General features: G+C 45.8%; 23 protein-coding genes and 1 tRNA gene. 10 read left to right on the top strand and 14 right to left on the bottom strand.

Going from position 1 to position 26,471, the window contains the following annotated elements; all coding sequences use genetic code 11:
* On the bottom strand, positions 1-1,245 hold the full coding sequence (locus EII32_RS03720; protein WP_125234112.1) for a stage 0 sporulation family protein: 1,245 nt from the start codon (positions 1,243-1,245) through the stop codon (positions 1-3).
* Between the two features lie 131 nt (positions 1,246-1,376).
* Positions 1,377-2,516 carry an ATP-binding protein gene (locus EII32_RS03715; RefSeq protein ID WP_125234111.1) on the bottom strand — a complete coding sequence of 380 codons (1,140 nt, stop codon included), beginning with the start codon at positions 2,514-2,516 and terminating at the stop codon, positions 1,377-1,379.
* Positions 2,517-2,686: 170 nt separating this feature from the next.
* On the opposite strand from EII32_RS03715, the gene EII32_RS03710 reads away from it, so the two are divergent.
* The gene (locus tag EII32_RS03710; protein WP_125234110.1) at positions 2,687-2,884 is read left to right on the top strand and encodes a hypothetical protein; all 198 of its coding nucleotides are present in this window, start codon (positions 2,687-2,689) and stop codon (positions 2,882-2,884) included.
* Between the two features lie 305 nt (positions 2,885-3,189).
* Positions 3,190-3,720, top strand: coding sequence for a hypothetical protein (locus tag EII32_RS03705; RefSeq protein WP_125234109.1), 531 nt, complete (start codon positions 3,190-3,192; stop codon positions 3,718-3,720).
* 414 nt (positions 3,721-4,134) lie between these two features.
* Here EII32_RS03705 and EII32_RS03700 read toward each other — a convergent pair whose 3' ends face one another.
* The 3 genes from EII32_RS03700 to EII32_RS03690 form a co-directional block, all read right to left on the bottom strand.
* Positions 4,135-4,404 (bottom strand): hypothetical protein, encoded by a 270-nt coding sequence (locus tag EII32_RS03700; RefSeq protein WP_125234108.1) that lies wholly within the window; start codon positions 4,402-4,404, stop codon positions 4,135-4,137.
* A 153-nt stretch (positions 4,405-4,557) separates the two neighbouring features.
* Positions 4,558-4,630, bottom strand: a tRNA-Lys gene (locus tag EII32_RS03695).
* A 92-nt stretch (positions 4,631-4,722) separates the two neighbouring features.
* Positions 4,723-5,874 (bottom strand): AI-2E family transporter, encoded by a 1,152-nt coding sequence (locus EII32_RS03690; RefSeq protein WP_233582299.1) that lies wholly within the window; start codon positions 5,872-5,874, stop codon positions 4,723-4,725.
* A 452-nt stretch (positions 5,875-6,326) separates the two neighbouring features.
* On the opposite strand from EII32_RS03690, the gene rsmI reads away from it, so the two are divergent.
* Both rsmI and EII32_RS03680 read left to right on the top strand, forming a co-directional pair.
* Positions 6,327-6,998 carry a 16S rRNA (cytidine(1402)-2'-O)-methyltransferase gene (rsmI, locus tag EII32_RS03685; RefSeq protein WP_125234107.1) on the top strand — a complete coding sequence of 224 codons (672 nt, stop codon included), beginning with the start codon at positions 6,327-6,329 and terminating at the stop codon, positions 6,996-6,998.
* Positions 6,999-7,055: 57 nt separating this feature from the next.
* Positions 7,056-7,901, top strand: a complete 846-nt coding sequence (locus EII32_RS03680) for a hypothetical protein (RefSeq protein WP_125234106.1) — start codon at positions 7,056-7,058, stop codon at positions 7,899-7,901.
* Positions 7,902-7,923: 22 nt separating this feature from the next.
* On the opposite strand, the gene EII32_RS03675 is transcribed toward EII32_RS03680, so the two are convergent.
* On the bottom strand, positions 7,924-8,376 hold the full coding sequence (locus EII32_RS03675; RefSeq protein ID WP_125234105.1) for a nucleoside deaminase: 453 nt from the start codon (positions 8,374-8,376) through the stop codon (positions 7,924-7,926).
* Between the two features lie 127 nt (positions 8,377-8,503).
* Here EII32_RS03675 and EII32_RS03670 point away from each other — a divergent pair, with 127 nt between their 5' ends.
* The 4 genes from EII32_RS03670 to EII32_RS12065 all read left to right on the top strand — a co-directional run bounded on the left by EII32_RS03670 (position 8,504) and on the right by EII32_RS12065 (position 12,744).
* Positions 8,504-9,271 (top strand): biotin--[acetyl-CoA-carboxylase] ligase, encoded by a 768-nt coding sequence (locus EII32_RS03670; protein WP_125234104.1) that lies wholly within the window; start codon positions 8,504-8,506, stop codon positions 9,269-9,271.
* Positions 9,272-9,279: 8 nt separating this feature from the next.
* Complete coding sequence (gene pyrH / locus EII32_RS03665) at positions 9,280-9,990, top strand: UMP kinase (protein ID WP_125234103.1); 711 nt, start codon at positions 9,280-9,282, stop codon at positions 9,988-9,990.
* Positions 9,991-10,475: 485 nt separating this feature from the next.
* Positions 10,476-11,030 (top strand): hypothetical protein, encoded by a 555-nt coding sequence (locus EII32_RS03660; protein WP_125234102.1) that lies wholly within the window; start codon positions 10,476-10,478, stop codon positions 11,028-11,030.
* Between the two features lie 253 nt (positions 11,031-11,283).
* Positions 11,284-12,744 (top strand): OmpA family protein, encoded by a 1,461-nt coding sequence (locus tag EII32_RS12065; protein WP_158611121.1) that lies wholly within the window; start codon positions 11,284-11,286, stop codon positions 12,742-12,744.
* A gap of 165 nt (positions 12,745-12,909) precedes the next feature.
* Here the strand turns inward: EII32_RS12065 and EII32_RS03650 are convergent, their stop codons facing one another.
* The 3 genes from EII32_RS03650 to EII32_RS03640 form a co-directional block, all read right to left on the bottom strand.
* Positions 12,910-13,182: a DUF4834 family protein gene (locus EII32_RS03650; RefSeq protein WP_125234101.1), complete on the bottom strand. Its 273-nt coding sequence runs from the start codon at positions 13,180-13,182 to the stop codon at positions 12,910-12,912.
* Positions 13,183-13,194: 12 nt separating this feature from the next.
* Positions 13,195-13,914, bottom strand: a complete 720-nt coding sequence (locus EII32_RS03645; protein ID WP_125234100.1) for a CDP-alcohol phosphatidyltransferase family protein — start codon at positions 13,912-13,914, stop codon at positions 13,195-13,197.
* 95 nt (positions 13,915-14,009) lie between these two features.
* Entirely contained in the window at positions 14,010-14,696 is a 687-nt protein-coding gene (locus tag EII32_RS03640) for a phosphatidylserine decarboxylase family protein (RefSeq protein WP_125234099.1), read from the bottom strand.
* Between the two features lie 139 nt (positions 14,697-14,835).
* Between EII32_RS03640 and dnaE the strand changes: the two genes are divergently transcribed.
* Together dnaE and trxA are read left to right on the top strand one after the other, a co-directional pair.
* On the top strand, positions 14,836-18,546 hold the full coding sequence (gene dnaE, locus EII32_RS03635) for a DNA polymerase III subunit alpha (protein ID WP_125234098.1): 3,711 nt from the start codon (positions 14,836-14,838) through the stop codon (positions 18,544-18,546).
* A gap of 124 nt (positions 18,547-18,670) precedes the next feature.
* Positions 18,671-18,985: a thioredoxin gene (gene trxA, locus EII32_RS03630; RefSeq protein WP_125234097.1), complete on the top strand. Its 315-nt coding sequence runs from the start codon at positions 18,671-18,673 to the stop codon at positions 18,983-18,985.
* A gap of 118 nt (positions 18,986-19,103) precedes the next feature.
* Here the strand turns inward: trxA and tsaE are convergent, their stop codons facing one another.
* The 5 genes from tsaE to EII32_RS03605 form a co-directional block, all read right to left on the bottom strand.
* Positions 19,104-19,514 carry a tRNA (adenosine(37)-N6)-threonylcarbamoyltransferase complex ATPase subunit type 1 TsaE gene (gene tsaE, locus EII32_RS03625; protein WP_125234096.1) on the bottom strand — a complete coding sequence of 137 codons (411 nt, stop codon included), beginning with the start codon at positions 19,512-19,514 and terminating at the stop codon, positions 19,104-19,106.
* Between the two features lie 164 nt (positions 19,515-19,678).
* Positions 19,679-21,244, bottom strand: a complete 1,566-nt coding sequence (locus EII32_RS03620; protein ID WP_125234095.1) for a bifunctional response regulator/alkaline phosphatase family protein — start codon at positions 21,242-21,244, stop codon at positions 19,679-19,681.
* A 9-nt stretch (positions 21,245-21,253) separates the two neighbouring features.
* Positions 21,254-24,508, bottom strand: a complete 3,255-nt coding sequence (locus tag EII32_RS03615; RefSeq protein ID WP_125234094.1) for a tetratricopeptide repeat protein — start codon at positions 24,506-24,508, stop codon at positions 21,254-21,256.
* Positions 24,509-24,565: 57 nt separating this feature from the next.
* Positions 24,566-24,979: a hypothetical protein gene (locus EII32_RS03610; RefSeq protein ID WP_125234093.1), complete on the bottom strand. Its 414-nt coding sequence runs from the start codon at positions 24,977-24,979 to the stop codon at positions 24,566-24,568.
* Positions 24,980-25,028: 49 nt separating this feature from the next.
* The gene (locus EII32_RS03605; RefSeq protein WP_125234092.1) at positions 25,029-26,276 is read right to left on the bottom strand and encodes a 3-phosphoshikimate 1-carboxyvinyltransferase; all 1,248 of its coding nucleotides are present in this window, start codon (positions 26,274-26,276) and stop codon (positions 25,029-25,031) included.
* Between the last annotated feature and the right edge of the window lie 195 nt (positions 26,277-26,471).

The following is a 26,471-nucleotide window of genomic DNA, read 5'->3' as shown; positions in this document are numbered from 1 at the left end:
TCAGGATTCTTCGCCGGCAAACCGTTCTTCTCCATTGTGCGGTTGACGTGTCCGGTTGTTACGGTTCTCCCTGTTTCTGTTACGGTTGCCGTTCTCGTTCTCTGCCTTTTCTCTCGTATGTCGTGGTTGTTTTTGTCCTTGTTGTCTCTGTGGTTTTGTTTTCCTTTTCTTGCGACTTTTGTCGAATCGGGTAACGTCTCCTTCAAACATGTCAACGGGGCTGGTGTTGTCTTGTTGATTGTTTTCTTCCGAAAGACTTTCCGGTTTCTCGCCCCGCTTGTTCATTTCTATGATCTGCAAGGCGCGTTTGCCGGTAATGGTTTCGAGGTTTGCGGCAAGTCGTTTGTCGGTTGAATATGTTATAAGTCCTGCGAGAATGTCGCTTTTGAAGAAGTAATAATCCGAGTCTGTGGTTTGCAACACTACCTCCTTGCTCGGCAGTTTGCGGCTTGCCTCGATGTATTCGTCAACCTCGTAGTTGAGACAGCATTTCAGTTTCGCACACATGCCCGCCAGTTTCTGGGGGTTAAGCGATATATCCTGGAAACGTGCGGCATTGGTACTCACGCTGCTGAAATTCTTCAACCATGTTGCACAGCATAGTTCCCTTCCGCACGGTCCGGTTCCTCCTATGCGTCCCGCCTCTTGTCTTGCGCCAATCTGTTTCATCTCTATCCTGACATGGAAAGTTGCCGCGAGGTCTTTTATCAGTTGTCGGAAGTCGACTCTCTCGTCTGCTATATAAAAGAATATTGCCTTGTTGCCGTCTCCCTGATATTCCACATCGCCGATTTTCATGTTCAGTCCGAGGTTCTTTGCTATCTGGCGGCTTTCGATCATAGTGTCATGCTCGCGACTTTTCGCCTCGTTGTATTTCTCGAGATCGACCTGTTTTGCGAACCTGTATATGCGCTTTATGTCATCGGCAGACTTAAGACATGCCTTTTTTACTTGCAATTTTACCAGTCGCCCCGTCAGTGTAACCACTCCGATGTCGTGTCCCGGGCTTGCTTCTACTGCCACCACATCTCCCTTTTTCAGGTCAAGGTGGTATATGTTGTGGTAGTAACCCTTGCGTGTGTTTTTGAACTGCACCTCGACGAGGTCTGTATCCTCGTTTATTCCGGGTACGTCGGCGAGCCAGTCGTATGTGTTCAACTGGTGATCCTGTCTTCCGCACCCCCTTCGGCAGAGTCCGCGGTCGGTGTCGTTCGATATTTTGAACTGCATATTTTTATAGTCCATCTTTTCTTTCTTTATGAATTATCAGTAGTGGTACAGTGTTGCCGGCAGCGGTTCGGGATATGTGTTCCCTTGTTGTATTAAATAATTCTATATGTATGTAATGTTCGCTTTGCCGTCTTACTCTTTTCCTCTTATCTCTTTATTATCTCAACGATTATCTTCATTGCCACGTCATAGAACACCATTTTGGGGTTTGCGTTCTGTCCGATGTCTCTTATTGCTGTTCCGAATATATCGTCTATTGCAATCACGTTGGCCTCGTTTATAAACTTGGCGAACCTTGTTGCAAAGTTTTCTTCTTCCGTTGTCATATACACAAGATCCGGATTGCGGAAGTTGTAAATGAAATTCTCGCGTACGAGATGTTGGAAATATACGAGCATGCTACGTTGGCGTTCTCTTCCCAATGCCGCAACGGTTTCGCTCCATGTTTTGAGGTCTTTTACGTTGCGTGCGTATGCTTGTCGCATGAGCGACATGAAAAGGTCGAGAAACTCTTTGTTCTCGTTTCCTGCATCGAGTGTTTCGAGAGCCTTGATCCAGTCTCCGTCGGCCACGCGTGCTATTCTGTGTGCCACATCTTTGTCTATTGCTCTGCGTTCGGTCAGTGCTTTTTCGAGCGACGGTGTGTCTATTTTCTTTATGTCTATGCGCTGCACTCGGCTTCGTATAGTTTCCAGCAGGCGTTCCGGTTCCTCGCTTACCATGATGAACACCGTTTGTAGTGGCGGTTCCTCTATTATTTTAAGCATCTTGTTGGCACAGTCCTCGCGCATTCGTTCCGGCAGCCATATTATGTTTACTTTATACCCGCCCTGACTCGATTTCATTGACAGTTTTCTTATGACGGCCTCGCTCTCGGCAACGTAAATCATGGCTTGTTGATTGCCTGCCCCCATCTTCTCGAGCCATCTGTTCATCGTGAAATACGGGTCTTCGTTAAGCATCGTGCGCCATTCTCGTGCAAAGTCGTCGCTTACCATCTTGTGGTCGGCACTTGTTCCTTGTGGTTTAATGACAGGATATGTGAAAATCAAGTCGGGGTGCGACCACGATCGTAACATTGCACATTGGCGACATGTTCCGCACGAGTTTTTCCCTCCTTTGTCGTTACGGCCAATCAGATAGGATGCGAAAGCAAGGGCAAGAGCCATTTTTCCACATCCTCGCGGCCCGCAGAACATCATGGCATGTGGCACACGTCCGTTCTCGTGCATCTGCACAAGACGTTCCTTTGCCTCTTCTTGTCCTATGACCTCGTCGAATTTCATTGTCGTACAAACAGGTATATGGCTGCAAATTTACGAAAAAAACTTGCCATTACAAAGAAAACAATCCTTTTCTTTAACAGTCGGCAACCATTACCAATAAATGGAAGTATTGTTTTTATGGTCTTACATGAAATGTTATATCTGTTTTTTCATGCAAACATCATGTCAAGATGACAAGCAGCGGAAACATGGTAAACGTACACGGACGTCTCATTAGAAACCGTCTGCAAATAAAGTACGGAACTTTGCCGGCATACAATATGAAGAAACTTCAATACAATCACGACGGACAAAGGAAGCGTTTTGCATGGCACGAATTTATCGCAGCGTGTTTTGTGGGTATATACTTTGCCGTTTCATACGCTTGATGACAGAAGAGAGTGGCTGGATACACCAATGAATTTTATAAAGTTTATACATCAAAAAGTGCGGAGAAAAATAAGATAACGGATAAAATAATAAAGATGACGCAGGCAAAAACAAACCTGATATAGAAAGAAAAAATATTTTTTTGAGCCAAAACATTATTTTTACAAATATTATTCGTAATATTGCACTTGCTGTTTGACTTTATACATTTATTCGTTAATGGCTGAAATGTGATATAAAAGAATATACAATCAATAGATAACTTGCAATAACATTTATATAATAACACTAAATCCATGTAGTTATGAAAAAGATTTTTTATGCTCTGATATGTCTCATGGGATTGTCAGCGTGTTCGGCAGAGAATGTTGTCCTTGACACATTAAAGATTTATGACGTGGCAAATTCAACATGTAAGTTAAATCTCTCTAAAACAGAAACACGCAGTGATTTCTATATGGAAAATAACGCAGCCCCGACAACCCTTGGAATAGAGTTGGGAGAAGACGGAATAGCCCTATGTAAATTTGAAAACGTGAGAGCCAACTGTGCCGTAAGAAATATCTATGTAAAAATGGATAATCAAAATAATCAAATTAATCTTATTGTATATCACAATGTTCTTGATGCGTTTGCCGATTGCATTTGTGAATATGATGTGGAATTCAAGATGAGCAAATTGACACCGGGCAATTATCATTTGAAGGTGTATTATGCCGGAACCAATATGCAATATGATGAAACCGATGTGGCATATAATGGTAAAATCAATCTTACGCGGAATGATAAAGTGAGCGTAATTCTCAATTCGGAAATGATTTTGCCTGAAAGGTAGAGTTTGTTTTCCAAATACGATTTATACCATTCCCGCCATTAGAAATAAAATTTCAATCAACAAACATCAGACAGATTACTCGTGTTTCGGGATAAGAAATTGGGAAAGACATAGTTGTTTTGTTCCTTTTTTATGAACCGCAACGCTGTTTCTTATCCCGAATCTGTGGTGTATATCGGTACGTCTTATGTGCGTATTCTGTAATCTTTCAACGGCATTCTTGCCATCACTTTTCACGACTACCCGTTTTTCTGTTTCCGTTTTGTGCCATAAAAACAAGTGATTTCGGTGGTTTTGGCAAGCAATTTCGCCGAAATTACTCTGTAAAACAGCCGAAATTGTAACCGTACCGATATTTACCGTGATATGCGAATGTAACTTATATTTAAGATTTATATGGTTGCTCTGCTTATATCAATTATTTATATGTTGATTTACGGCTTTTTGTGCAACATGTTGTATGTTGTCAATACCGACAACATATTTGTGACAAAGTTTCCGTGGAGCAATACATTGCATGTTAAACCCCAATCGGTCATTAGAACCCTCAACCGGTTTTGTTCGATTGTTGAGCGGATGTGCAGCCGTTTCATCTAAGGCGTAGCGGGTTACGTCGAGATGAAACGGCTGCGCAGATGTCAGCAAGCGGGTTAAAGCAGTTGGGAAGCGTAACGGCAATGGCAAATCTAAGCAAATGCGGTCTAATGACCGATTTGGGTTAAATCATGCTTTTGAGTACTTGCGAATAAAGTGATAATCTTGTATGTGTTATTACTAAAAAAGATGATAGTCGGCAGAATATGTGCGATTGACAACATAATCTGCCGACTGTCATCGTGATCCGTTTGGGGCTCGAACCCAAGACCCCAACATTAAAAGTGTTGTGCTCTACCAACTGAGCTAACGGATCTCCATTGATACCATCGATGCGAAAAGCGGTTGCAAAGGTACGATATATTTTTTTATTTCCAAAATTATTCTTCGTATTTTTTATTATTTTCTTCAGTTTTTTGCTTTTTCCATGGTTAATTTATGGTCATCGGTAGCGTTTTTCTCCAAATTGTCTCTGCTTTTTTCGGTATCGTTATCTTCGTCTTTCGTGATATACCTTTTGTAATACGCAATGATAATTGTTGTGAGCGGCAATGCTATGATAAGTCCTATAAAGCCGAGCAATGCTCCCCATATCGATAGCGACAGCAGGAGTATTGCAGGGTTGAGCCGCATTGTTTTCCCCATTATTTTAGGTGTCACGATGAGGTCTATTATCACTTGTACGATGCAGAACACGGCAACAGCCGAAGCGAGTATTATCCAAAAATTTTGTCCGGTGTCCACGGCTTTCAGCAAGGCGAGGAATGCCGTCGGAATCAGTGCGAATGTGTGCAGATATGGCACAAGATCCATTATGCCGATGAGAATGCCGAGTCCTATGGCCATGGGGAAATCTATTATTGTGAATCCTATGCAGAAGAGTATTCCCATTGTTAGTGCCACGAGTCCCTGTCCTCTTATATAGTTGTTCATCTCTCGTTTCACATCGCTTGCCAATACAGTCCAGAACGGTCTGTTTTTCTTTGGGAAGATGCGTATCCAGTTTCGTGTGAGATACTCGTAGTCGAGCAATATGAAGAACATATATAATAATGTAATGAGCGATGCCACGATGCTGAGTATTATGTTTGCGGTTTGTCCGAGCATGTTGAAAACTCCCGGCATGACACTCTTTATTGTGTCGGTAACATCTTTTTGTTTAATGAAAGTATTAATATACTTGTAGTTGTCGCGAACCCACTGCTGTATTATCTGCGAGATGTTGTTGCTGTCGGTATTGTCTTGTATGTATTGTGTTATCAGCACTCCCAGTTTCTCGAACTGTTCTATCATCGGAGGGAATATGAGGTAAAACACTCCGGACAGCACTGCGGTTACGAACACGAGTGTGACAACGATGCTGAGTGCGCGTGTGGGTACATGCAGTTTGTATTGAGTAAAATGTACGATTGGGTACAGCAGGTACGCAAGTAACCATGCCACGAAGAATGGCAGCAACACGCTGCTCAGGTAGTCGATTGTGAAAATTACAGCCATTACCATAAAGGCGGTAATAATCCAACGTATCAGTTTGTCGAATGTTATTTTCTGTTCAAACACTTTTCTTGTATTTTATTTCTGCAAATATACACATACGTTTTGATAATGACAAATAAAATATCGTTTTTTAACGGTGGAATATTCAATATTCAAAACTTGCAGAGCCGGCTTGTGCGTGCAATAATGCGAATAATGCCGGTAAATACGTTTTGCCTGTGCCGCCGCATGCCTTTTAAGTTCACAATAATACGCTGCCGTCACGAAGTTCTATGACGTTATACCTGACGGTTTATGCTGTTGTGCGGGGAGCTGCGAAAACGGCAATTTCACTCATTCGGAGTAGGAATGCAATTCTCTTTCAAGTTAAAAATATCGTTTTTTTCTTTGTCCTTTTTCCTGCAATTTTTTGTGTGTTAATTGCATTTACAACCAATTGTTCCGATTGTTTTTTGAATAAAAAAAAATAATTTGTTTGGCTATTTGGAGTGATTATACTATCTTTGTCGCGATTTATGGGCATCTTATATGTTGTTCCCACGCCTGTGGGAAATATGGAAGATATGACGTTTCGCGCCGTCAGGGTGCTGAAAGAAGCCGACTTGGTTCTTGCCGAAGACACTCGCACGTCGGGTATTCTGCTGAAGCATTTTGATATACACAACCGGCTGATGTCGCACCATAAGTTCAACGAGCACGGAACAAGTGCCGGCATTGTTGACAGAATGAGGGCGGGAGCCACGGTGGCAATGATAAGCGACGCCGGAACACCCGGCATCAGCGATCCGGGTTTCTATCTTGTCCGCGAGGCTGTAAATGCAGGGATTGAGGTACAGTGCCTGCCGGGAGCAACGGCCATGATACCGGCTCTCGTGTCGAGCGGTCTGCCATGCGACCGATTCTGTTTCGAAGGTTTCCTTCCGCAGAAAAAAGGACGACAGTCGCGCATAAAGGCTCTTGCCGACGAACAGCGTACGATGGTTTTCTACGAATCGCCGTATCGCCTGCTGAAACTACTTGGGCAACTTGTCGCAGAGTTTGGCGAAGAACGCAGGGCGAGTGTTTGCCGCGAAATATCCAAGGTACACGAAGAGTGTGTCCGCGGAACGCTTGGCGAAATAACGGCTCATTTCAAGGAACACGAACCGCGTGGAGAGTTTGTGGTGGTGGTTGCGGGAAAGGACTGAAATCCGTATATAGTAATACACCATAGAATTTTTTGGGAATCATAAATTTATAAAGACATGAAGAAATTATTGTTTTTCGCAGCCTGCTTAACGGCATTGGCAGCATGTACAGGCAACAAAGTTTCTGATGCTCCGGGTGCAACGATGAGTGACTCGCTGCAAAGGATTGTTGAACAGAAAGAGAATGAGATTAATGATATCATGGGGACACTCAATGACATCAATGAAGGGTTACGAGAAATAAGCGAGGCAGAGGGACGTGTCACACTTGCCCGTTCGGGCGAGGGTGCAGACCGCAAGCAGAAGATAAAAGAGGACATAAAGTTCATTCAGGAACGCATGAGCCAAAATCGCGAACTGCTCGACAAACTGCGCAAACAACTTCGCGAGAGTTCTTTCAAGGGCGACCAACTGAAACGTACTGTGGAAAATCTCACGAAACAACTTGAGCAGAAAGATGTCGAACTGCAAAAACTGCGCGAAGAACTTGAGCAGAAAGATATTCACATTTCGGAACTCGACGAGACAATATCAAATCTTAACACAGATGTTGACAACCTTAAAACGGAGAGCGAGCAGAAGAGTTCTACCATCAGCAATCAGGACAAGCAGTTGAATACCGCATGGTTTGTGTTCGGAACAAAGAGAGAACTCAAAGAACAGGGCATAATAGAGGGCAGCCGTGTGTTGCGCGGTAATTTCAACAAGAGTTACTTTACCAAGATTGACATACGAGTGCAGAAAGAAATAAAACTCTACTCAAAGAAAGCGGAAATGAAAACTTCGCACCCGTCAGGCAGTTACATTCTTGAAAAGGACGCAAAGGGGCAGTATATACTCCGCATCACAGACCCACAGACATTCTGGAGTACGAGCAAATATCTCGTAATAGAGGTGAAATAAAAACACTTTACGGCAGACGGGATTATCCTCTTTTGGCCGAAAAGAAATCAATCATCAGTTGGCGACATTCTTCTCCGAGGATGTCGCCAACTGCATTTGTACGGGGATGCAATGCGTTCGGGGCATATCTCCTGTAGCCTCGTTTCTCGTCCGTGGTTCCATAAACAACACGTGGAATCTGTGCCCAGCCAATCGCACCGGCACACATCGGACAAGGTTCTACCGTCACATACAGTGTACATCCGGTAAGGTATTTGCCGCCGAGTGCATTCTCGGCGGCAGTGATGGCAAGCATCTCGGCATGCGCGGTGACATCGTTGAGAGTCTCCGTAAGGTTGTGGGTCCGCGAGATAATCCTGCCTCCTGCCACAATCACCGCACCGATTGGTATCTCGCCTTCTGCCGATGCCTGCCGTGCCTCGTTGATGGCATGCCGCATAAAATGTTCGTCTCTCTTTCTCTCTTCGTTTTCCATATTGCAAAGGTAATGCTTTTCGTTTATACACATATATAAAAATAAGTCGAATTTTAACTGCAATGACAAAAAAGTAAGTGTCATCGGGTGTCATTGTACAAAATATTCCGTAACTTTGCATGCAATAATGAATTGCAAAATCGTTTACAAGAAGGAACTGGATTCCACGAATAACTTCCTGCGGGAATATGATGGCGACGAAGACATGACCGTCGTGTGGACCGGATTTCAGACAGCGGGGCGCGGACAGGGAACGAACCAATGGGAGAGCGAGCATGGCAAAAACCTTACGTTCAGCATGAGGATACGTCCCAAAGGCATATCTGCCAACGAGCAATACATCATATCCATGATGATAGCCGTGGCGACAAGCGAATATCTCGCGCACGCGTTACATTGCGAAATACGGGTAAAATGGCCGAATGACATATATGTAGGCGATGGTAAAATAGCGGGGATATTGATAGAGAACAGTCTTTCAGGCACTCACATCAAAGAATGTATCATCGGCATAGGACTTAATGTTAACCAAAGAGTGTTCCTGAGCGATGCACCGAACCCCGTGTCGATGGTATTGATTGACGGCATTGAGCGTGATTGCCGAGAGATACTGCAATCGCTGACAAACTTATACTCTCATTATTTGGAGAATTTGAACGCCGACGAAATCCGCCGGCGATACCGAAGTGTATTGTATCGGCGTGACGGTTTCCATGAGTATCGCGATGCCGATGGCAAATTCAGTGCAGAGATAGTTACCGTAAAAGACGACGGACACATAGTATTGCGGGACACCTTTGGCCGTCAACGCTGCTATGCTTTCAAGGATGTGGCATTCGTGCCGGACAATACGGCAAAGGTGGCAAACGGAGTAATCGGATTAATAAACAAATAAACAATAATATGGCAAGATTTAAACGTATTCTCTTAAAACTTTCGGGCGAGAGCCTTATGGGAAATCAACAGTATGGCATCGATCCCGAACGCCTTGGCGACTATGCACGTCAGATAAAAGAAATCCACGACATGGGAGTGCAGATAGGCATAGTCATTGGCGGCGGCAACATATTTAGAGGTGTCAGCGGAGCGCAGAGAGGGTTCGACCGCGTTAAGGGCGACCAAATGGGAATGTTGGCAACGGTTGTCAACTCGCTCGCGTTGAGCAGCGCACTCGGTGCAGAAGGTGTGAAAAACAAGGTGCTTACGGCAATACGCATGGAGCCAATAGGCGAATTTTATACCAAATGGCGTGCCATCGAGGCAATGGAGAAGGGAAGCGTATGTATATTCTCGGCAGGTACCGGCTCGCCGTATTTCACAACCGACACCGGCTCGTCGCTGCGCGGATTGGAGATTGAGGCCGACGTGATGTTGAAGGGTACACGTGTGGACGGAGTATATACCGCCGATCCGGAGAAAGACCCGGCTGCGGTGAAATTCGCAGACATTACATACAACGAGGTACTCGCACGGGGACTGAAAGTAATGGATCTCACCGCAATCTGCATGTGCAACGACAACGACCTGCCCATATATGTGTTCAACATGGACGTGGTGGGAAATCTGAAAAAGGTAATCGACGGCGAGGAAATAGGCACGCTCGTACATCGTTGATACGTCCGTACATATCCTATTTGAAACTACACAACCGATTAATCCTACTGATACCGAAGCCTGTCGTATTTATACTCGGATGACATGTACCCGGCTGTTGAACCAAGAATTCCGCAGTCGGGGCTTCGGTAATGGTGAAAGGCGACAAATACGAGAAATTGTATAAGTTCAACACAAATGTATTTATTATGTATATGTCGTTGTTTCTTCACTCTGTCTTCGGTGTCATTTGAATTGTTTTTTTTGTTTTTTTTATCCAAACAGTATTTTTTTATAAGAATACTTGCATATTTCGATAAAATTTATTAATATTGCACCAAGGATTATAAATATTAACTTACACTGGAACATATAAACATCGTAATCTTTGCAACATGTGAGTATCATTTGCATGATTGAGGATGTACATCTTAAACTAATTAATCCGGCTGACGGATTATGTGCTTATCAATAAATAAATTTATAAACTCAAAACTAAAGTGATTATGTATTATTTAAAGAAATCAAGAATGCCGTGCATGCTGTTGGCGTTATTCACGATGGCAACAGCGGTAGTGTTAGTTTCGTGCGGTGACGACGACGAAGAAGGTGGAGGAACCGTTAGCGGCAAAGCGTGGATTACTGTTTATAGAAATGTCAGCCTTGGTGCCTATAAAAACAGTACCCTTGGTCATTTCCTTAAGTTGAAAGACGGCTCAACGGTCAAGTTCTCCAATGTTACGAAAGATATGCGGAAACAACTTGTATTGCTGAATCATGCCACATACCCCGGAGGAGAAAACCTCCTTTCGCCTGCGGGTTTTTCCGGAATGTCATACAGGAATGACGACGAACTTTACACAAAAGATCAGAAAGGTGTTTACTGTTGGCAACCTACCGACATGGTTTCGAGCCGGATAGGCAAAACGCTTGAGCCTTTTGGGATAGAGGATTTCAATAAACTTGCAAATTCGAAAGACCCGAAGGAATTTGCCAAGGAATTTTTGCAAGAGTCAATAGAAAAAAGGCTCAACTCGATCATGGACTTAATTATTTATTAGCCCCTGAAGTGGGAGAGACCTATCTGGTACAGTTCAACGGAGAACGGTAAGGGCTTTCATTTACATAAAGACACGCGTAAAAGGGAAAACTGGCTCATTGACCTTTGACATGATTGTCGAAAGCCGTGAGAAATACAAGAATTTGGATGTCCAAAGTATATCCAGCCCGATGAAAAGTAAATGCAATCTTTGACTCTGTTGTTATTACTACTACAATTATATATATGTTAACTATAAAACAAAATTACCAAACATGAAAAAACTTTTATTGTCGGCAGTATTGTTCTTGTTGGGAATGACTGCCTCGTTTGCACAGGTCAGCGTTAACACCGGGCCGGAATATCTTAACAGGCATTGGCAGTTCTCCTTGCACGGAGGATATGACTTTGGATTGAACCATGGTAACTCATATCGTTATCTCGATTTCAAAGGCGGACCGAATATTGGAATAGGCGTTGACCATTATTGGAGTTGGTTCGGTCTTGGTTTGGATGGAGATTATATCACGAACAAGCCCGAAATAGATGTGGATGGCGTGGTGCCGAACGGTTTAAAACACCAAGTGAAATTTGAAGAATCTGTTAATAACGTGGAACGCATCTTCTTGGGTGCAGGTCCTTCGTTCCGTCTTCCCGCCACTATTCTTCCTCCGTTCATGGCAGAATTGAATCTACGTGCAGGTATGGTTAGCATAAATGGCGGCAAGTCTTCATTGAAAGAGAAGTTCGATGAAGGATCTATGGGTAGGACACTTTATGCAGCCAGTGACATAGACTCAAAGACTCGTTTGGCAATGAAAGCTCAGATGCGTTTTTCTTATTTCTTCAACGAGTGGTTCGGACTAAGTCTCGGAGGATACTATATGCATTGTTTCAATGTGCCTTACAGCGATTATTTCTATAAACCCATAATAATTAATTCACCACGCAAGATGGCAGATTTAGAACCGGATAATGTTGGCAAGACCGACATGTCGTCTTTGGGAATGTTCTGCGGAGTGGTATTCCGTCTTAATGCCAAGAAAGTTGCACCGAAACCACCGGTTGTCGTACCGACACCGAAGCCGATGCCGACCGAATTTACCCTCAAAGGGCGCGTAACCATCTGCGGAACAACGGAACCTGCCGTTGGAGCCAAGGTGGTTATAAAAAGCGGCAGGGGTAAGAAAATGTATGAATTCACCACAGACAGCCGCGGTGAGTATTCGGTATCATTGAGGGCGGATACACGTTATACAATCAATATTACGAAGAAAGAATGTCTGCCTGCGGAAGAGTTCATAATAGAGAAGAACCAATACAACCCTGTCAAGACGACTCTTGTAACTGTTGATCACTGTCTGACGAAGCCTAAGTTGAATGAGCCGATACGTCTTAACAACATACACTATGACTTCGACAAGGCCACGATACGTCCTGATGCACGTCCGGAACTTGACCGACTCGTTGCTTATCTGCTTGACAATCCGAATATTCGTGTGGAGATGTCGTCGCATACCGACTCTCGCGGTTCCGACTCATACAACCTTCGTTTGTCTCAACAGCGTGCCAATTCTGTTAAGGCATATCTCGTAGAGCACGGTATTTCTTCATCGCGCATAGTATCGGTAGGCTATGGAGAGACACGTCTGCTCAACAGATGTTCCAATGGCGTGCCTTGCAGTGAAGCCGAGCACCAACTCAACCGTCGTACAGAGATGAAAGTTATAGAATGACGATTGACAGTGGCTTTGTTGACGATCGGTGTCTTTATAAACACCGATGTCACAATGCCCGAACGTTAAAATAAAATCGACCGTTAAGATTTTCCATTGTGTTTATTCACGGAAAAAATCTTAGCGGTCGATTTGTGTAAATGTTATTTTACCGTGGGTTGTCCGTCATTTATCGTCTATCTCGGTAAAGTCAACATATTCTCCTTCCCCTTCCTTGAATATCTTGCGGTTTGCCTGTTCGGGTGTACGCACGTCGATTATGCCGCTCTTGTTGCCATAAGTATTGCCGCCGCCACGATGTCTGCCGTTATGTTCAGTGCTTTTACCGAACGAACGGAAAAACTTGTTCACCTTTCTGTATAGAAAGAAGAATAGCAATGATGCGGCAACGATTATGACGAATCCGAGTATCAATATGAAATTAATTAAACCACTCATACTTATTACTTTTTATTCTTTTTTCCTATTGTGCAACCATACTGCCATCGACAGCAACACATACCATGCAATGATTACAGTTAAGCCGAACAAACCGAGGAATGCGAGTAGCGGTATGCACGTAAGAACGAAAATATATTTCACCTCGTTGCCTTTCCAACCACGGTGTTTGAATTTGAGGGCAAACATCGGTAATTCGGCTGTAAGCAGCAGGCACGAGAGCAACATCATCGGCATTACAATCAACACCGTCCATTCGCAATGCTCAAGTATCGATTGCATACCGACTATGAGCGATGCCCAAAACAAAGCGTTGGCAGGTGTTGGCAACCCGATGAAACCCATCGTCTGTCGTTCGTCGAGGTTGAACTTGGCGAGCCTGAGAGCCGAAAACGCCGCCATAAGGAATGCCGAGTACGGCAACACCTGGCGCAACGGTTCGAGGAATGCGGGATAACCAATCGTTGAGAGCAAAGTGAAAATCATGGTAGACGGAGCCATGCCAAATGTGATGTTGTCGGCAAGCGAGTCGAGTTCTCTGCCTATTGGCGAACTTACTCCGAGCAGGCGCGCCGACATACCGTCGAAGAAATCGAACACCGCTCCTGCGACAATGAATGTCAACGCCATTTTATAGTTGCCGCCGAAGGCATATACCGTGGCAATGCAGCCGCTTACGAGGTTGCAACATGTTATCGAGTTCGGAATGTTGCGTGTTATGATGTTTGCCATCTTGATTTGTTTTTTGCGTGCGACATGTCGCAACATGTTTTGCTGCCGACTTTTTGAAATGCCGCGAAAAATATTCGTAGTGGGGTACGGGTGTGTCAGAGACGGGCAATAACCGTCTGGTCGCCGGTGGTTGTCTGGTTCATCTTCACGCACACCTTGCAGTCCGCGGGCAGGAAAACATCAACTCGCGAGCCGAGTTTTATGAATCCCATGTGCTCGTCTATGTAGCAGTCTTCCCCCTCTTTCGCGTAAGTAACTATGCGGCGTGCCATGGCTCCGGCAATCTGTCGCACCAGCACTTCGCGTCCGTCCTCCATTTCAATCAACGTGTCTGCATGCTCGTTCTCTTCGCTTGCTTTCGGCAGCCATGCCTTGTGGAAATTTCCGTCGAAGTGTTTCACAAACTTAACACGCCCGTCAACAGGAAACCAGTTGGCATGTACGTTGAGCGGACTCATAAAAATGCTTATCATCATGCGGCGGTCGTGGAAATAGGTGTCTTCCTCTATTTCCTCTATTACAACCACCTTTCCGTCGGCCGGTGCCACTGCAATGCCTTCCGTGTCGCCGTCGAAGAAACGTTTCGGGCAGCGATAGAAATTTACCACGACGAGATACAATGCGCAAGCTGCGACCGAGAATGCCCAAAATGGTATTTTGGTGTCGAACGCCCGCCACAGAATAACTGCCACGGCGATAATTAAGAATCCACCGTATAAAAGCGTGTCGGTGCCTTCACGGTGCAGTCTGACGTTCTTAAGTTTTCTTATCCTTTTTCCCATATTTGCATATATGCGTATAATGCGCGTGCAAAGGTACAAAATATATTTATATTGTAGTAACTTTTAGATGATTTTTGTTTGGAGGAATGGATAAAAAAGCGTAACTTTGACGCTCAAAACATTAATGTGACGAAACTACATGGAGGACTTCATACATCTGCACGTACATACATATTACTCTATACTCGACGGTCAATCGAAAATTAAGAATTTGGTTGACAAAGCCATTGCCGACGGTCAGAGAGGCATGGCCATAACCGACCATGGCGACATGTTCGGCATAAAAGAGTATCACGACTATGTTAACAAAGTGAACAAAGACCGAAAGAAGGAAGGCCTCGAACCGTTCAAACCTATCTTCGGCTGTGAGATGTATGTGGCAAAGGGAGAGGGCAAGGAAAGCAAAAGTCTCGATATAGACCGCGGAGGATACCACCTCATAGTACTCGCAAAGAACGAGAACGGATACAAGAACCTGATAAAATTAGTCAGCAACGCATGGATTGACGGATATTACTATCGTCCGAGAACCGACCGTGCCGATCTCGAACGATACCATGAAGACCTGATTGTATGCTCGGCGTGCATCGCGGGAGAGGTGCCCGCAAAAATAATACGCGACGACATGGCCGGTGCGCGCGAGTCCATAGAATGGCACAAAAGGGTGTTCGGAGACGATTATTATCTTGAACTGCAAAGGCACGAGGTAAAAGACCCGGAAATAAGGGCAAACCGCGAGACATTCCCATTGCAACAAAAGGCAAACAGGGTGTTGTTGGAACTTGCGAAGGAGTACGGCATCAAGGTGGTATGCACAAACGATGCACACTTTGTTGACAAAGAGAACGCCGAGGCACACGACCACTTGTTGTGCCTCTCGACGGGCAAGGACATAGATGACCCCACACGAATGCTCTACTCTAAACAGGAGTGGTTCAAAACGAAAGAAGAGATGTGGGAAATCTTCAACGACGTGCCGGAGGCGATGGCAAACACAATCGAGATTCTCGACAAAGTGGAAACGTACAACCTCGACAACGACCCGATAATGCCGTTTTTCCCGATTCCGGAGGAGTTCGGTACAGAAGAGGAGTGGCGCGAGAAATTCTCCGAACAACAACTGTACGACGAATTTACGTCCGACGAGAACGGAGAGAACCAACTGTCACCGGAAGACGGAGTTAAGAAGATTGCCAAACTCGGGGGATACGACAAACTTTACCGCATAAAATTCGAGGCAGACTATCTGGCAGAACTTGCTTACAAAGGAGCAAAACTGCATTATGGCGACCCGATACCAGACGATGTCGAGGAAAGAGTCAAATTCGAACTGCACATAATGAAAACCATGGGTTTCCCGGGATATTTCCTCATAGTGCAAGACTTTATCAACTCGGCACGAAACATACTCGATGTAATGGTGGGACCGGGGCGCGGTTCGGCAGCCGGAAGCGTGGTGGCATACTGTCTCGGAATAACTAAGATAAACCCATTGGAATACGACCTGCTGTTCGAACGTTTCCTGAATCCCGACCGTATATCGCTGCCCGATATAGACACCGATTTCGATGACGACGGGAGGGCAAGAGTGCTCAAATGGGTGATGGACAAGTACGGACACGAGAACTGTGCACACATAATAACATACAGTTCGATGGCAACGAAAAACTCCATAAAGGACGTCGCACGGGTGGAGAAAGTGCCGTTGAGCATATCGAACGCACTCTGCAAGGCAATACCGGAACGACTGCCAGACGGAATGAGCATGAATCTGCCGAACGCAATAAAGTGTACGCCGGAACTGAGAGAGGCGGAGGCTTCGACAGACAAACACCTCAGCGACACCATAAAATATGCCAAGATGCTTGAAGGAACGGTGCGCGGAACGGGAATACATGCCTGTGGAATCATAATATGCCGCGACCCGATAAGCGACCATGTGCCTGTATCGACTGCCGACGACCCCGATTTCAAGGACACCAAGACAAACTGCACGCAGTACGACGGGCATGTGATAGAGTCAACGGGACTGATAAAGATGGATTTCCTCGGACTGAAAACGCTCTCGGAGTTGAAAGAGGCGGTGGCAAACATCAAGCAGACACGCGGCATAGAAATCGACCTCGACAAAATTCCAATCGACGACCCCGCTACATACAAACTGTATCAGGAGGGGAGAACGATAGGAACATTCCAGTTTGAATCGAACGGAATGCAGAAATATCTGAGAATGCTTAAGCCGACCGTGTTCGAGGATTTGATTGCAATGAACGCTCTGTACCGACCGGGACCGATGGATTACATACCATCGTTCATCGCACGAAAAAGCGGCGCAGAACCGATAACATACGATATTCCGTGCATGGAGAAATACCTCAAAGACACATACGGTATTACGGTGTATCAAGAGCAAGTGATGTTGCTGTCGCGACAACTGGCAGACTTCACACGTGGAGAGAGCGACGCTCTGCGTAAAGCGATGGGAAAGAAGAAAAAAGACATCGTGGACGCAATGAAGCCGAAATTCATAGAAGGAGGCATGAAGAACGGGCACGACCCGAAAACATTGGAGAAAATATGGAGCGATTGGGAGAAATTTGCTTCATACGCATTCAACAAATCGCATGCGGCATGCTACTCGTGGGTGGCATTCCAAACGGCATACCTCAAGGCTAATTATCCCGCAGAGTTCATGGCTGCAATAATGAGCCGCCGCAAGGACGACATTAAAGAGATAACGAAACTCATGGACGAGTGCAAGGCTATGGGCATACATACACTCGGACCGGATGTTAACGAGAGTTATGAGAAATTCGGTGTCAACAAGAAAGGGGAGATACGTTTCGGCATGGGAGGAGTGAAAGGCATGGGAGATGCCGCCGCAAGGGCTATAATAGAGGAACGGGAGAAAAACGGACCGTACAAGTCTTTGTACGATTTTGCCGAGCGACTGGGTAGCAGCATCAACCGAAAAACATACGAGGTGCTGGCTCTGAGCGGTGGATTCGACAGTTTCGGGACAAAGCGCGAACAGTTCTTTGCCATGGGAAAGAAAGGAGAAATTTTCCTCGACACGATTGTGCGATACGGACAGAGTTACATGAATGTGAAAAGAGAGATGGAAAATTCGCTCTTCGGTGCTTTGGATGAGGTGGAGATAACAAGACCGGTGCTTCCCGAGACGGAGGCTTGGAGCAACATAGAACGTCTTAACAAGGAACGGGAGCTGGTGGGGATATATCTGTCTGCACATCCACTCGACGACTATTCGGTGGTGCTGCGGAAACTTTGCAATACGCGTTGTGCAGAACTCGAGAACAAAGAGGCATTGGTAGAAAAACAGGCACTCACGCTGGGAGGCATAGTTACAGACGTAAGGACACGATTCGACAAGAAAGGAAATCCGTGCGGATTCGTAACGATAGAGGATTACGACGGAGCGGGAGAGATGCCGTTCTTCGGCGAGAACTGGGGCAAGTGGAGCGGTATATTGCAAGTGGGTAGTTCTGTTTATGTCAACGCAAAGTGTTCCATGCCGTACCCGAACTCCAAGTATGTGAGTTTCAATGTAAGCAACATACAACTGCTCAGTACGGTAAAAGATACGCGCATTGACAATATAACGATTTCGATGAAGGCTTCGGAACTCGACTCGGAAAATATTGAAGACTTGTGCAGCATCATCGACGAATCTCCGGGCAAAACCGACCTTTATGTGAAAATACACATTCAGGGGAGCGGCACACCGATTACGCTGCGTTCGAGAAAGAAACGCGTGGAACTGAACCAGAAGTTGATTTCATATCTCGATGACAACTTGTTGTTTGAATATGACATCGCGACAAAATGACATGCCGCACCACTGCGTTTCATGCTGTGCCGACAGTTTGGTTGACACGTAGACGCGAGTGGCATGTTGTTTGCATGAAAAGTAACTATAATATATATATTGGACAAATAAAAAAGAAAAAGAAATGGAAGTAAAAATCACACAAGAGAACTTTGAGAGTTATAAGAATGGCTCGTTGCCATTGGTAGTTGATTTCTGGGCAACATGGTGCGGACCGTGCCGAATGATTGGACCGTTGGTGTCGCAACTTGCCGAAGAGTTCGACGGAAAAATCGTTGTTGGCAAATGCGATGTTGAAGAGGCCGATGAGGTGGCTGCCGAAATGGGCATACGCAACATCCCGACGATCATCTTCTTCAAAGACGGTAAAGAGGTTGACCGCCATGTGGGTTCTGCCCCAATCAATGTACTGAAAAAGAAATTCGAGGCTCTGTTATAAGCAATCCTGCCTGAATCGTAAACCAAAACCGCCTGAATTGTAATGCAAAACAGACGGTTTTGGTTTACAATTCGGGCGATATTGTTTTCTGACAAATTGTTTCCCGCAATGCAAAGGGTTAGAAACTGACAAGGCGCGAACCGTCTTCCGTTTCCTCTATTTTTACCCTCGTAACGTTGTCGGTCAGAAGGTCTTCTATAAGTTCGGGCCATTCTATGAAGCATAGGTTGCCGCTGAAGAAGTATTCTTCGTATCCCATGTCATAGACTTCCTCGATTTTCTTTATGCGGTAGAAATCGAAATGATATATTACCGCATGCTCTTTGCCCTCGTATTCGTTCACAATGGCGAATGTCGGGGAGGTTATCACGTCGTTTACGCCGAGTCCCTCGCATACGGCTTTGATGAAAGTCGTCTTGCCGGCTCCCATCTTTCCATAGAATGCAAAGACCTTTCCCTGCGGCATGTTGTCTATGAAAAGACGTGCCGCGGTGTCTATATCGTTGATGTTGTTTATTCTTATTTCCATTTTCTTATTTTCTTGAGTTAAAGAGTTTTAAGTAGTTAAGAGGTTGAGACGGGGATTCTATCTTTTGTCTTTTATTTTTCTTGTTTACCGATAAAACTGTTTTTATCCTTTTATCCGACAAAGATAATATGCCAATTTCAATTAAAAGGCATTTCCGAACGAAACTATTTCCTCTTTCTTCCACGCAGTGTCACAAGCGGTATTATCATTTCTTCGAGCGATATGCCGCCATGTTGGAATGTGTCTTTGTAGTATGACACATAGTAGTTGTAGTTGTTGGGATATGCGAGGAATGAGTTGCCGGTGGCGAACACATACGAGGTGCTGAGATTCGGAGCGGGCAGTTGAGCCTGTTGCGGGTTCTTTATCGTGAACACCTCTTTGTGGTTGTATGCAAGGTTCTTGCCCAACTTGTACCTCAGGTTTGTGTTCGTGTTGCGGTCGCCTATTATTTTTACCGGTTTGTTGGCGCGAATGCTGCCGTGGTCGGTAGTGACGACGATGGTATGGTCGGTCTGTGCGAGTGCCTTGAACAGTTCTGCCATTACCGAGTGGCGGAACCAACTGAGTGTTATCGAACGGTATGCCGACTCGTTGTTGGCAAGTTCGCGCACCATCTTCGACTCTGTACGTGCGTGGCTGAGCATGTCGATGAAATTGATTACCACAACGTTGAGGTCGTTCTGATACATTTGGTTGAAATGGGTCATAAGCCGTTCTGCTCCCTGCGAGTCGTTTATCTTGTGGTAAGAGAACGTATAACGTCGGCGGTATCGTTCTATCTGCGTTCTTATGAGCGGCTCTTCGTTCAGGTTCTTCCCCTCTGCCTCGTCCTCATCTACCCACAATTCCGGGAACATCTCGGCAATCTGTGTGGGCATTAGTCCGCTGAATATGGAGTTTCGTGCATATTGTGTTGCCGTTGGCAGGATACTACAATATGTGTTCTCCTCTATGTCGAACATGTCTCCTATTTCCTGAGCGAGCACCCTCCATTGGTCGAGCCTGAAATTGTCTATAACTATTAGGAACACTTTCTCTCCGTTAGAGAGCATCGGGAAAATCTTTTTCTTGAAAATGTCGGGACTCATCATCGGGCGGTCTGACGTGTTCATCGTCTTCGGGTCAACCCATGCAAGGTAGTTGTTCTTTATGAATTTGGCGAATCCAGCATTGGCTTCTTCTTTCTGCATCTGCAATATTCCGTCCATGTTGGTGTCGGTGCCGGTAAGTTCCAGTTCCCAGTGTACGAGACGTTTATACACGTTCATCCAATCTTCTGTTGTCCGGCAATCGTCAATCTGTTGGGCAATGTCTTGAAAGTTCTGCTGGTATCCGCTCTGTGTCACTTCGGTCACTATTTCTTTCCGGTGTATGTTCTTTTTCAGAGTAAGCAAAATTTGCACCGGATTGACCGGTTTTATGAGATAATCGGCAATCTTCGAGCCTATTGCTTGGTTCATTATGTCCTCCTCTTCGCTCTTGGTCACCATTACCACCGGTGTTGCCGGCTGTATTTCTTTAAGTTTCTGAAGTGTTTCCAATCCGCTGATGCCCGGCATCATCTCGTCGAGCAAGATAAGGTCGAACGTGCGGTGCCTGCATAGTTCTGTTGCATCGGTTCCGTTTGTGGCTGTTACCACCTCGTAACCTTTTTTCTCAAGGAAGATAATATGGGCGCGGAGAAGTTCCATCTCGTCGTCAACCCAAAGTAGAAGTCCGTTGCTCATATTGTATGTTTAGAAACCTTCGAGGTCGTAGTATTCGTCCTCTATGTCGAAATTCTTGTTGTTATTATTGTTATTGTTGTTGTTTCCGGGAGCATTGTTCTCTGTCCCGAATCCGTCATCGAAATATATACCTTCGTCTTCCGGCTCTTTGGTTGTGATTTTTTCCGGTTGTTCGGGTTCTCGTTTTTCGGGTTCTTTCGGCTCTGTGTTAACGTTTGTTGCCGGCTGTTCCGGTTCTTCCACAACATTATTCTCTTCTTTAACGATTGTCTCCGGCACATTTTCCGTTGTAGTATCGTTTTCCGTAACAGTTGTTTCCGGTGTGTCCTCTATTGTCGTTTCCGGCATGGAATCTGTTGTCTCGGTAACAATTTCCGTTGTTTCTGTTGTCGTTTCAATTACCGTTCCGTCGCTTTCCTTGTTGTCGTATGTGTTCTCGTCTCCTTCTTGCGGCTGCGGTTTTTCCTGCTGTTTTTCGTATTCTATCTCGGCAGGTTCGTTGAGCAGTTGCATGGTCGATGGTTTCAGAGGTGCGAAATGCTTGTCGTAGAACTTGTCGTAGTCCTTGTAACTGAAATTTGTTCCGAGCAACGGCAGGTTCGCCTCACTGATTATTATGCCCCGTGCCTTCTTTATCAAGCGCACTATCGGTTCGTATTTGTACAGTTTGCGTGCATATTGCAGTGCCTCGTCGTAACTTCTGAATCCGGTAATTTGCATGCGGTGCAGTCCATCGAAATCGTCGATGGCGATATCGAAATTGCGCACCATGAAATTGCTGAAGTTGTAACGTGCCATCTCGAAAAGCAGTTTGTTCTCTGCTATCGAGTCGGGGGTATATGCCAATATGAAAAGATGTGGCGAGAGTCTGTCGGCAACGAATTGTCGTGCTTGTATCGAGTCGCTGTCGTTGAGAACTATGCTGCGTCGTTCCCACACATCGCCGATGTCGAACTTTCCGCCCCTTAGTCGTCTTCCTGCTTTCACTCCGTTTATTATCATGCCTGCAAGCTCGCTGATACGGCTGTTCGGATAGTTCTTCACAACGTTGTTCATGTCTGTCAGACAGCCTTCCGTGTCTCCATCGTTGAGTTTCCCGAGTCCGTCTATGAATATGAACTTGTCGCGGTTGGCACCCATTGGGAAGCGTTCTTTCGATACCTTCGCATTCCTTTTCACTTCCCCGTTGCGGTCGGCTTTGAATGCCTCGTATGTGGCGGCATACAGCGAGTCTTCGATCATTGTTCCGAAACGTGCGTTCTCTTCAAAGTGAGGGTCGGACAGCATGGTTGTCCATTTGCTTTTGGGGAATTTCGATTTGAGTTTTTCTATATACGACTCTGCCACTCCCGGCATTCCCATGCGATGGTACAGCAGGAACAAGTGGTAGAACGCATCGTCCGTGTGCTCGTAGTCGGGGTAATGGTTTTCGAGTCTTGTAAGGTGCTTTTCGCTCTGTTTCAGGAAGTCGAGTTTATCTTTAAAAATCACTCCCGCATGGAAAAGTCCGTCCTCTATTATGAGGTTGCTTGCCTGCACCTGCTCTTCGGTAAACGGTATTTGCGCGAGGTAGTATTCGCGTTTGTGCGGGTCGTTCTGCGCGCTGTCAAGACTGTTGTCTATCGAGTCTTGCAGTGCTTCGGCTGCTGCTATCGAGTCGCGCATTTCGTCTGTAAGTTGCGAAGGGTCGTTCTGCGCCACCACCGTGCGGTTTACGCGCTGCCAGTTATCAACATTCTCGCGCCGTCCCCACAGTTTTTGGAATGCCGCCTTACCCTGATTCACTGCCATTTGGTTGTAAAAATACCATAGACCGTTCTTCGTTTGCTGCTGCTGTTGCGAATTTTGTCGGATGTTTCCGGTGTTCCCTTGATTGGCGGCCTGCTGTTGTTGCGCCTCTTGTTCTGCCTGTGCGAGACGTTCTTCTTTCTCTTTCTTTTTCAAAGCCTCTATAACTCGGTCGATGGCTGCATTGCGGTCGGTTTCCGACATCTTTGCCAATGCCTGCAGTGAGTCTTGAAGATGGACGGCCTCGGTGAATGGTACAAGTTCATCGAGTACCTTGGAGCGGTACGACAGAGCCTCATAGTCTTTCCGAGTTTTGTCGAGCAGTCCTATTGCTTCGCCGTAGCAGCGTCGTGCGTCGCTGAAATTCTCGCGTGCCCAGTATAGATCTCCGAGTTTCAGCAACAACACTCCTTTCTCCACTCCCGCGCGGGTTGTTTTCTTGTTCCCCGTCTCGTAGGCATCAATGGCTTTGACAGTGTCTCGTTCGGAGAGATATATGTTGCCCATTGCGTAATACACTTGGTCGAGATATTCCTTGTTGTTGTCAGACGCGGCCATTCGTTTCAGTTTGCCAATCATCTGTTTCGCTTTTCCCCGTGCCGTTACTTCGGTCATTGCTATGCGTGCGTTGAACTCCAATTCGTATGGCGGATTCAGTCTTATCACATGTCTGAATGCCTTGTATGCGAGGTCTCTGTTCCCGAGTTCGGCCTGCAACTGCCCCATGAGATACCACTCTCTTGCTTTCTGTTTGCGCCGCATTTCGTGTCGTATCACCTTCTGCAAATATGGTATTGCCTGCTCAATACGGTTGGTGTGGATGTAATAATCGGCAAAAGTGTAGTCCCACTCTTTCACTGCACGCCAATCCATTGTGTCTCGTCTCATTTTGGCAATCACGTCCTCGGCATCATAAACAAAGCCTTGTTCTATGTAACATTTTGCCAACCATGCACGTGCCTTGCCTGCAATGGCGGGCTGCGTGGCGTACAGACGACTCATGTATGCGAACGTAGAGGCAGCCTCGTCGAAATCGCCTTTGTGGAATTGTGCCCGTCCCATGAGCAACCACGCCTTCCACAAGAAAGGATTGTACTCTCTCCGGCTAAGCCATTCGCGATCCTTTTCGGTTTTCTTCCGACTCTTGTTCCACTCGGGTTTCTTCCTTATGCTGTGCTGTTTTATGGCTTTCTTTGCTTTTTCTATGGCACGTTCGTAATTTCCTTTTCCCAGTTCGCGGCTCGTCTTGTTTCCGATTGTGTATAATGGAATGCGTTCGGTAAAGTTATCTTTGTTGCCTTTCTCTCTTTCCAACGATGCGTCGACATACGCCACGGCTCCGTTATAGTAGGTGTTGTAGCGTGCATTGAACGAGTGCCACCAGCGGCTCGACGACGTATTTTTCTGCGTCGAACATGCTGCGAGCAGTACTATTGCCACGATGGCAACTGCAATGTATGGCTCTTTTGATTTCATTTTTGGTTATTGACGATTGAAAAATGATTGTTGAAGAGTGGTACAAGCAATCCTCTGTTATTCCACGCTGCCTTTTACCGGGTCGTTCTCCATAATGAGGAACACCTCGTCCTTGATTTGGTCGGGCAGTTCTATGCCGCGCAGCGTCAGACTTCGGCACCAGTCTTTCACTTCCGAGGGGCGCATGGTGTATAGTACTTCGCGAAACTGTTCCGCGTCGTCGTCGTCATATTGCCCCGACGGTTTATTGCGAAAAGCGTCCAATTCTTCGTCATCGAAATATTCGACAGGGCGCATCGCCGATTCCATCATGCACTCTTGTTCGCAGCGAGGGTCTTCTCCGCTGCATGTTTGACACGATGATACCGTGTTATTAATAACGTCCGTATTGCCGTCTTTATTGTGTGAGAGCAGTCCGAGGATTGCAGCAAAGATGCCCAAGGCTATTATTCCTATGACGAGATACAGCATTTAAGTTCCTTTATAATTTGTTTGAATAGTACGGTTTGTGTAATTCCGGTTACTCCTCTTCTATGATGAAGCCCGCATGCCGCAGGTCTTCCCAGAATGCCGGATAACTTTTTGTTACAACTTCGGGGGCGTTTATTTTCAGTCCCGGGAATTTTATAGCCGCAGGTGCGAATGCCATTGCCATGCGATGGTCTTCGTATGTGTCAATCGGATCCATTGTAGGGGTACACCGTTCCCCGTCCCATACCAGTTCGGAATTGTTCTCTTCCCTTATAACGAATCCCAATTTGCTCATCTCTCGTTTGAGAGCATTGATGCGGTCGCTCTCCTTTATCCTCAGCGTGGCAAGTCCCGTGAAACGGAATGGAATGTTCATCGCTGCGCATGTTACCACGAATGTTTGTGCGAGGTCGGGCTGACCGGAGAAATCGAAATCGAGTCTCGGCAGCATGGAGCGCATCGCTTTCAGTGTAACCGTTGTCGGGCAGATGTTTGTCATATCTTCGAACTGTGTCTTTACGCCGAGCATGGAGAACAGATATCGTACTCCCGAATCGCCTTGTCGCGATGCGTCAATCAGCCCGGGCAGATACACCTTGCTTTCGCTGTCGCCCAACAATGCGAGAGTTTCATACCAGTATGATGCTCCGCTCCAATCGTTCTCTATTACGAAATCGCGCCCTTGGTAACCCGAAGGTTCGGTTACTATGGTGTCAACGTCGGTCCATTCCACCCTCGCACCATAGTCGTGCATGATGTGTATGGTAAGGTCGATGTAGGGACGCGATATGATGTTGCCCGTGAGATGCAGTTCGAGTCCGTTGCTAAGCACCGGTGCAATCATCAGCATTGCCGACACATACTGCGAACTTACGTCTCCCGGCATCTCTGCCTTGCCTCCTTCGAGAGTTTTGCCGCGAATTTTAAGTGGTGGAAAACCTTCCTCTCCGATATACTCTATGTCTGCTCCGAGGTATCTCAATGTATCTACGAGCACCTTTATCGGTCGGTGTCGCATGCGCTCCGTACCCGTTATTACATGCTCTCCAGGTGTCACTGCGAGATATGCGGTCATAAATCGCATTGCCGTACCTGCCGCCTTGATGTCTATCTCGTATGGGTTGTCGCGCAAGGCACGCACCATCACTTCGGTGTCGTCGCAGTTGCTGAGGTTGGCCGGTGTTATTTCTGCCCCGGCAAGCGCATTTATTATCAGTGCGCGATTACTTATACTCTTGCTTGCCGGCAGTTTTATGGTAGTATCGATACGGCTCGGAGCCGTAATCTTGTATGTCATCTCTATGGTATTTCTCTATTTGTTTTCCATTAATATTTACCTTGCAAAAATACAAATTTAATTTTTAATCCGACCATTTTTTTACTATTATTATTTTTATTTTTTCCAATTTTTATTACGTTTTACGCTCGTGTCCGCACAAACAGACATAAAGTGCGGCAAACAATAATAAGTGTAAGCGCATTACATTGACAG

It is taken from the genome of Prevotella sp. OH937_COT-195 (assembly GCF_003932845.1).
Taxonomy (GTDB): Bacteria; Bacteroidota; Bacteroidia; order Bacteroidales; family Bacteroidaceae; genus Prevotella.
Note: the sequence above shows the minus strand (reverse complement) of the source record. Positions and strands in the feature narration are given on the sequence as shown.

Excerpts from the sequence above, each read along its gene's own strand:
- tsaE (WP_125234096.1), bottom strand. The coding sequence starts at position 19,514 with ATGGAAATAAGAATAAACAACATCAACGATATAGACACCGCGGCACGT.
- EII32_RS03680 (WP_125234106.1), top strand. The coding sequence starts at position 7,056 with ATGAAGAAATTATTGTTTTTCGCAGCCTGCTTAACGGCATTGGCAGCA.
- EII32_RS12065 (WP_158611121.1), top strand. The coding sequence starts at position 11,284 with ATGAAAAAACTTTTATTGTCGGCAGTATTGTTCTTGTTGGGAATGACT.
- dnaE (WP_125234098.1), top strand. The coding sequence starts at position 14,836 with ATGGAGGACTTCATACATCTGCACGTACATACATATTACTCTATACTC.
- EII32_RS03605 (WP_125234092.1), bottom strand. The coding sequence starts at position 26,276 with ATGACATACAAGATTACGGCTCCGAGCCGTATCGATACTACCATAAAA.
- pyrH (WP_125234103.1), top strand. The coding sequence starts at position 9,280 with ATGGCAAGATTTAAACGTATTCTCTTAAAACTTTCGGGCGAGAGCCTT.
- trxA (WP_125234097.1), top strand. The coding sequence starts at position 18,671 with ATGGAAGTAAAAATCACACAAGAGAACTTTGAGAGTTATAAGAATGGC.
- rsmI (WP_125234107.1), top strand. The coding sequence starts at position 6,327 with ATGGGCATCTTATATGTTGTTCCCACGCCTGTGGGAAATATGGAAGAT.
- EII32_RS03670 (WP_125234104.1), top strand. The coding sequence starts at position 8,504 with ATGAATTGCAAAATCGTTTACAAGAAGGAACTGGATTCCACGAATAAC.
- EII32_RS03650 (WP_125234101.1), bottom strand. The coding sequence starts at position 13,182 with ATGAGTGGTTTAATTAATTTCATATTGATACTCGGATTCGTCATAATC.
- EII32_RS03675 (WP_125234105.1), bottom strand. The coding sequence starts at position 8,376 with ATGGAAAACGAAGAGAGAAAGAGAGACGAACATTTTATGCGGCATGCC.
- EII32_RS03610 (WP_125234093.1), bottom strand. The coding sequence starts at position 24,979 with ATGCTGTATCTCGTCATAGGAATAATAGCCTTGGGCATCTTTGCTGCA.
- EII32_RS03615 (WP_125234094.1), bottom strand. The coding sequence starts at position 24,508 with ATGAAATCAAAAGAGCCATACATTGCAGTTGCCATCGTGGCAATAGTA.
- EII32_RS03720 (WP_125234112.1), bottom strand. The coding sequence starts at position 1,245 with ATGGACTATAAAAATATGCAGTTCAAAATATCGAACGACACCGACCGC.
- EII32_RS03620 (WP_125234095.1), bottom strand. The coding sequence starts at position 21,244 with ATGAGCAACGGACTTCTACTTTGGGTTGACGACGAGATGGAACTTCTC.
- EII32_RS03640 (WP_125234099.1), bottom strand. The coding sequence starts at position 14,696 with ATGGGAAAAAGGATAAGAAAACTTAAGAACGTCAGACTGCACCGTGAA.
- EII32_RS03645 (WP_125234100.1), bottom strand. The coding sequence starts at position 13,914 with ATGGCAAACATCATAACACGCAACATTCCGAACTCGATAACATGTTGC.
- EII32_RS03660 (WP_125234102.1), top strand. The coding sequence starts at position 10,476 with ATGTATTATTTAAAGAAATCAAGAATGCCGTGCATGCTGTTGGCGTTA.
- EII32_RS03705 (WP_125234109.1), top strand. The coding sequence starts at position 3,190 with ATGAAAAAGATTTTTTATGCTCTGATATGTCTCATGGGATTGTCAGCG.
- EII32_RS03710 (WP_125234110.1), top strand. The coding sequence starts at position 2,687 with ATGACAAGCAGCGGAAACATGGTAAACGTACACGGACGTCTCATTAGA.
- EII32_RS03715 (WP_125234111.1), bottom strand. The coding sequence starts at position 2,516 with ATGAAATTCGACGAGGTCATAGGACAAGAAGAGGCAAAGGAACGTCTT.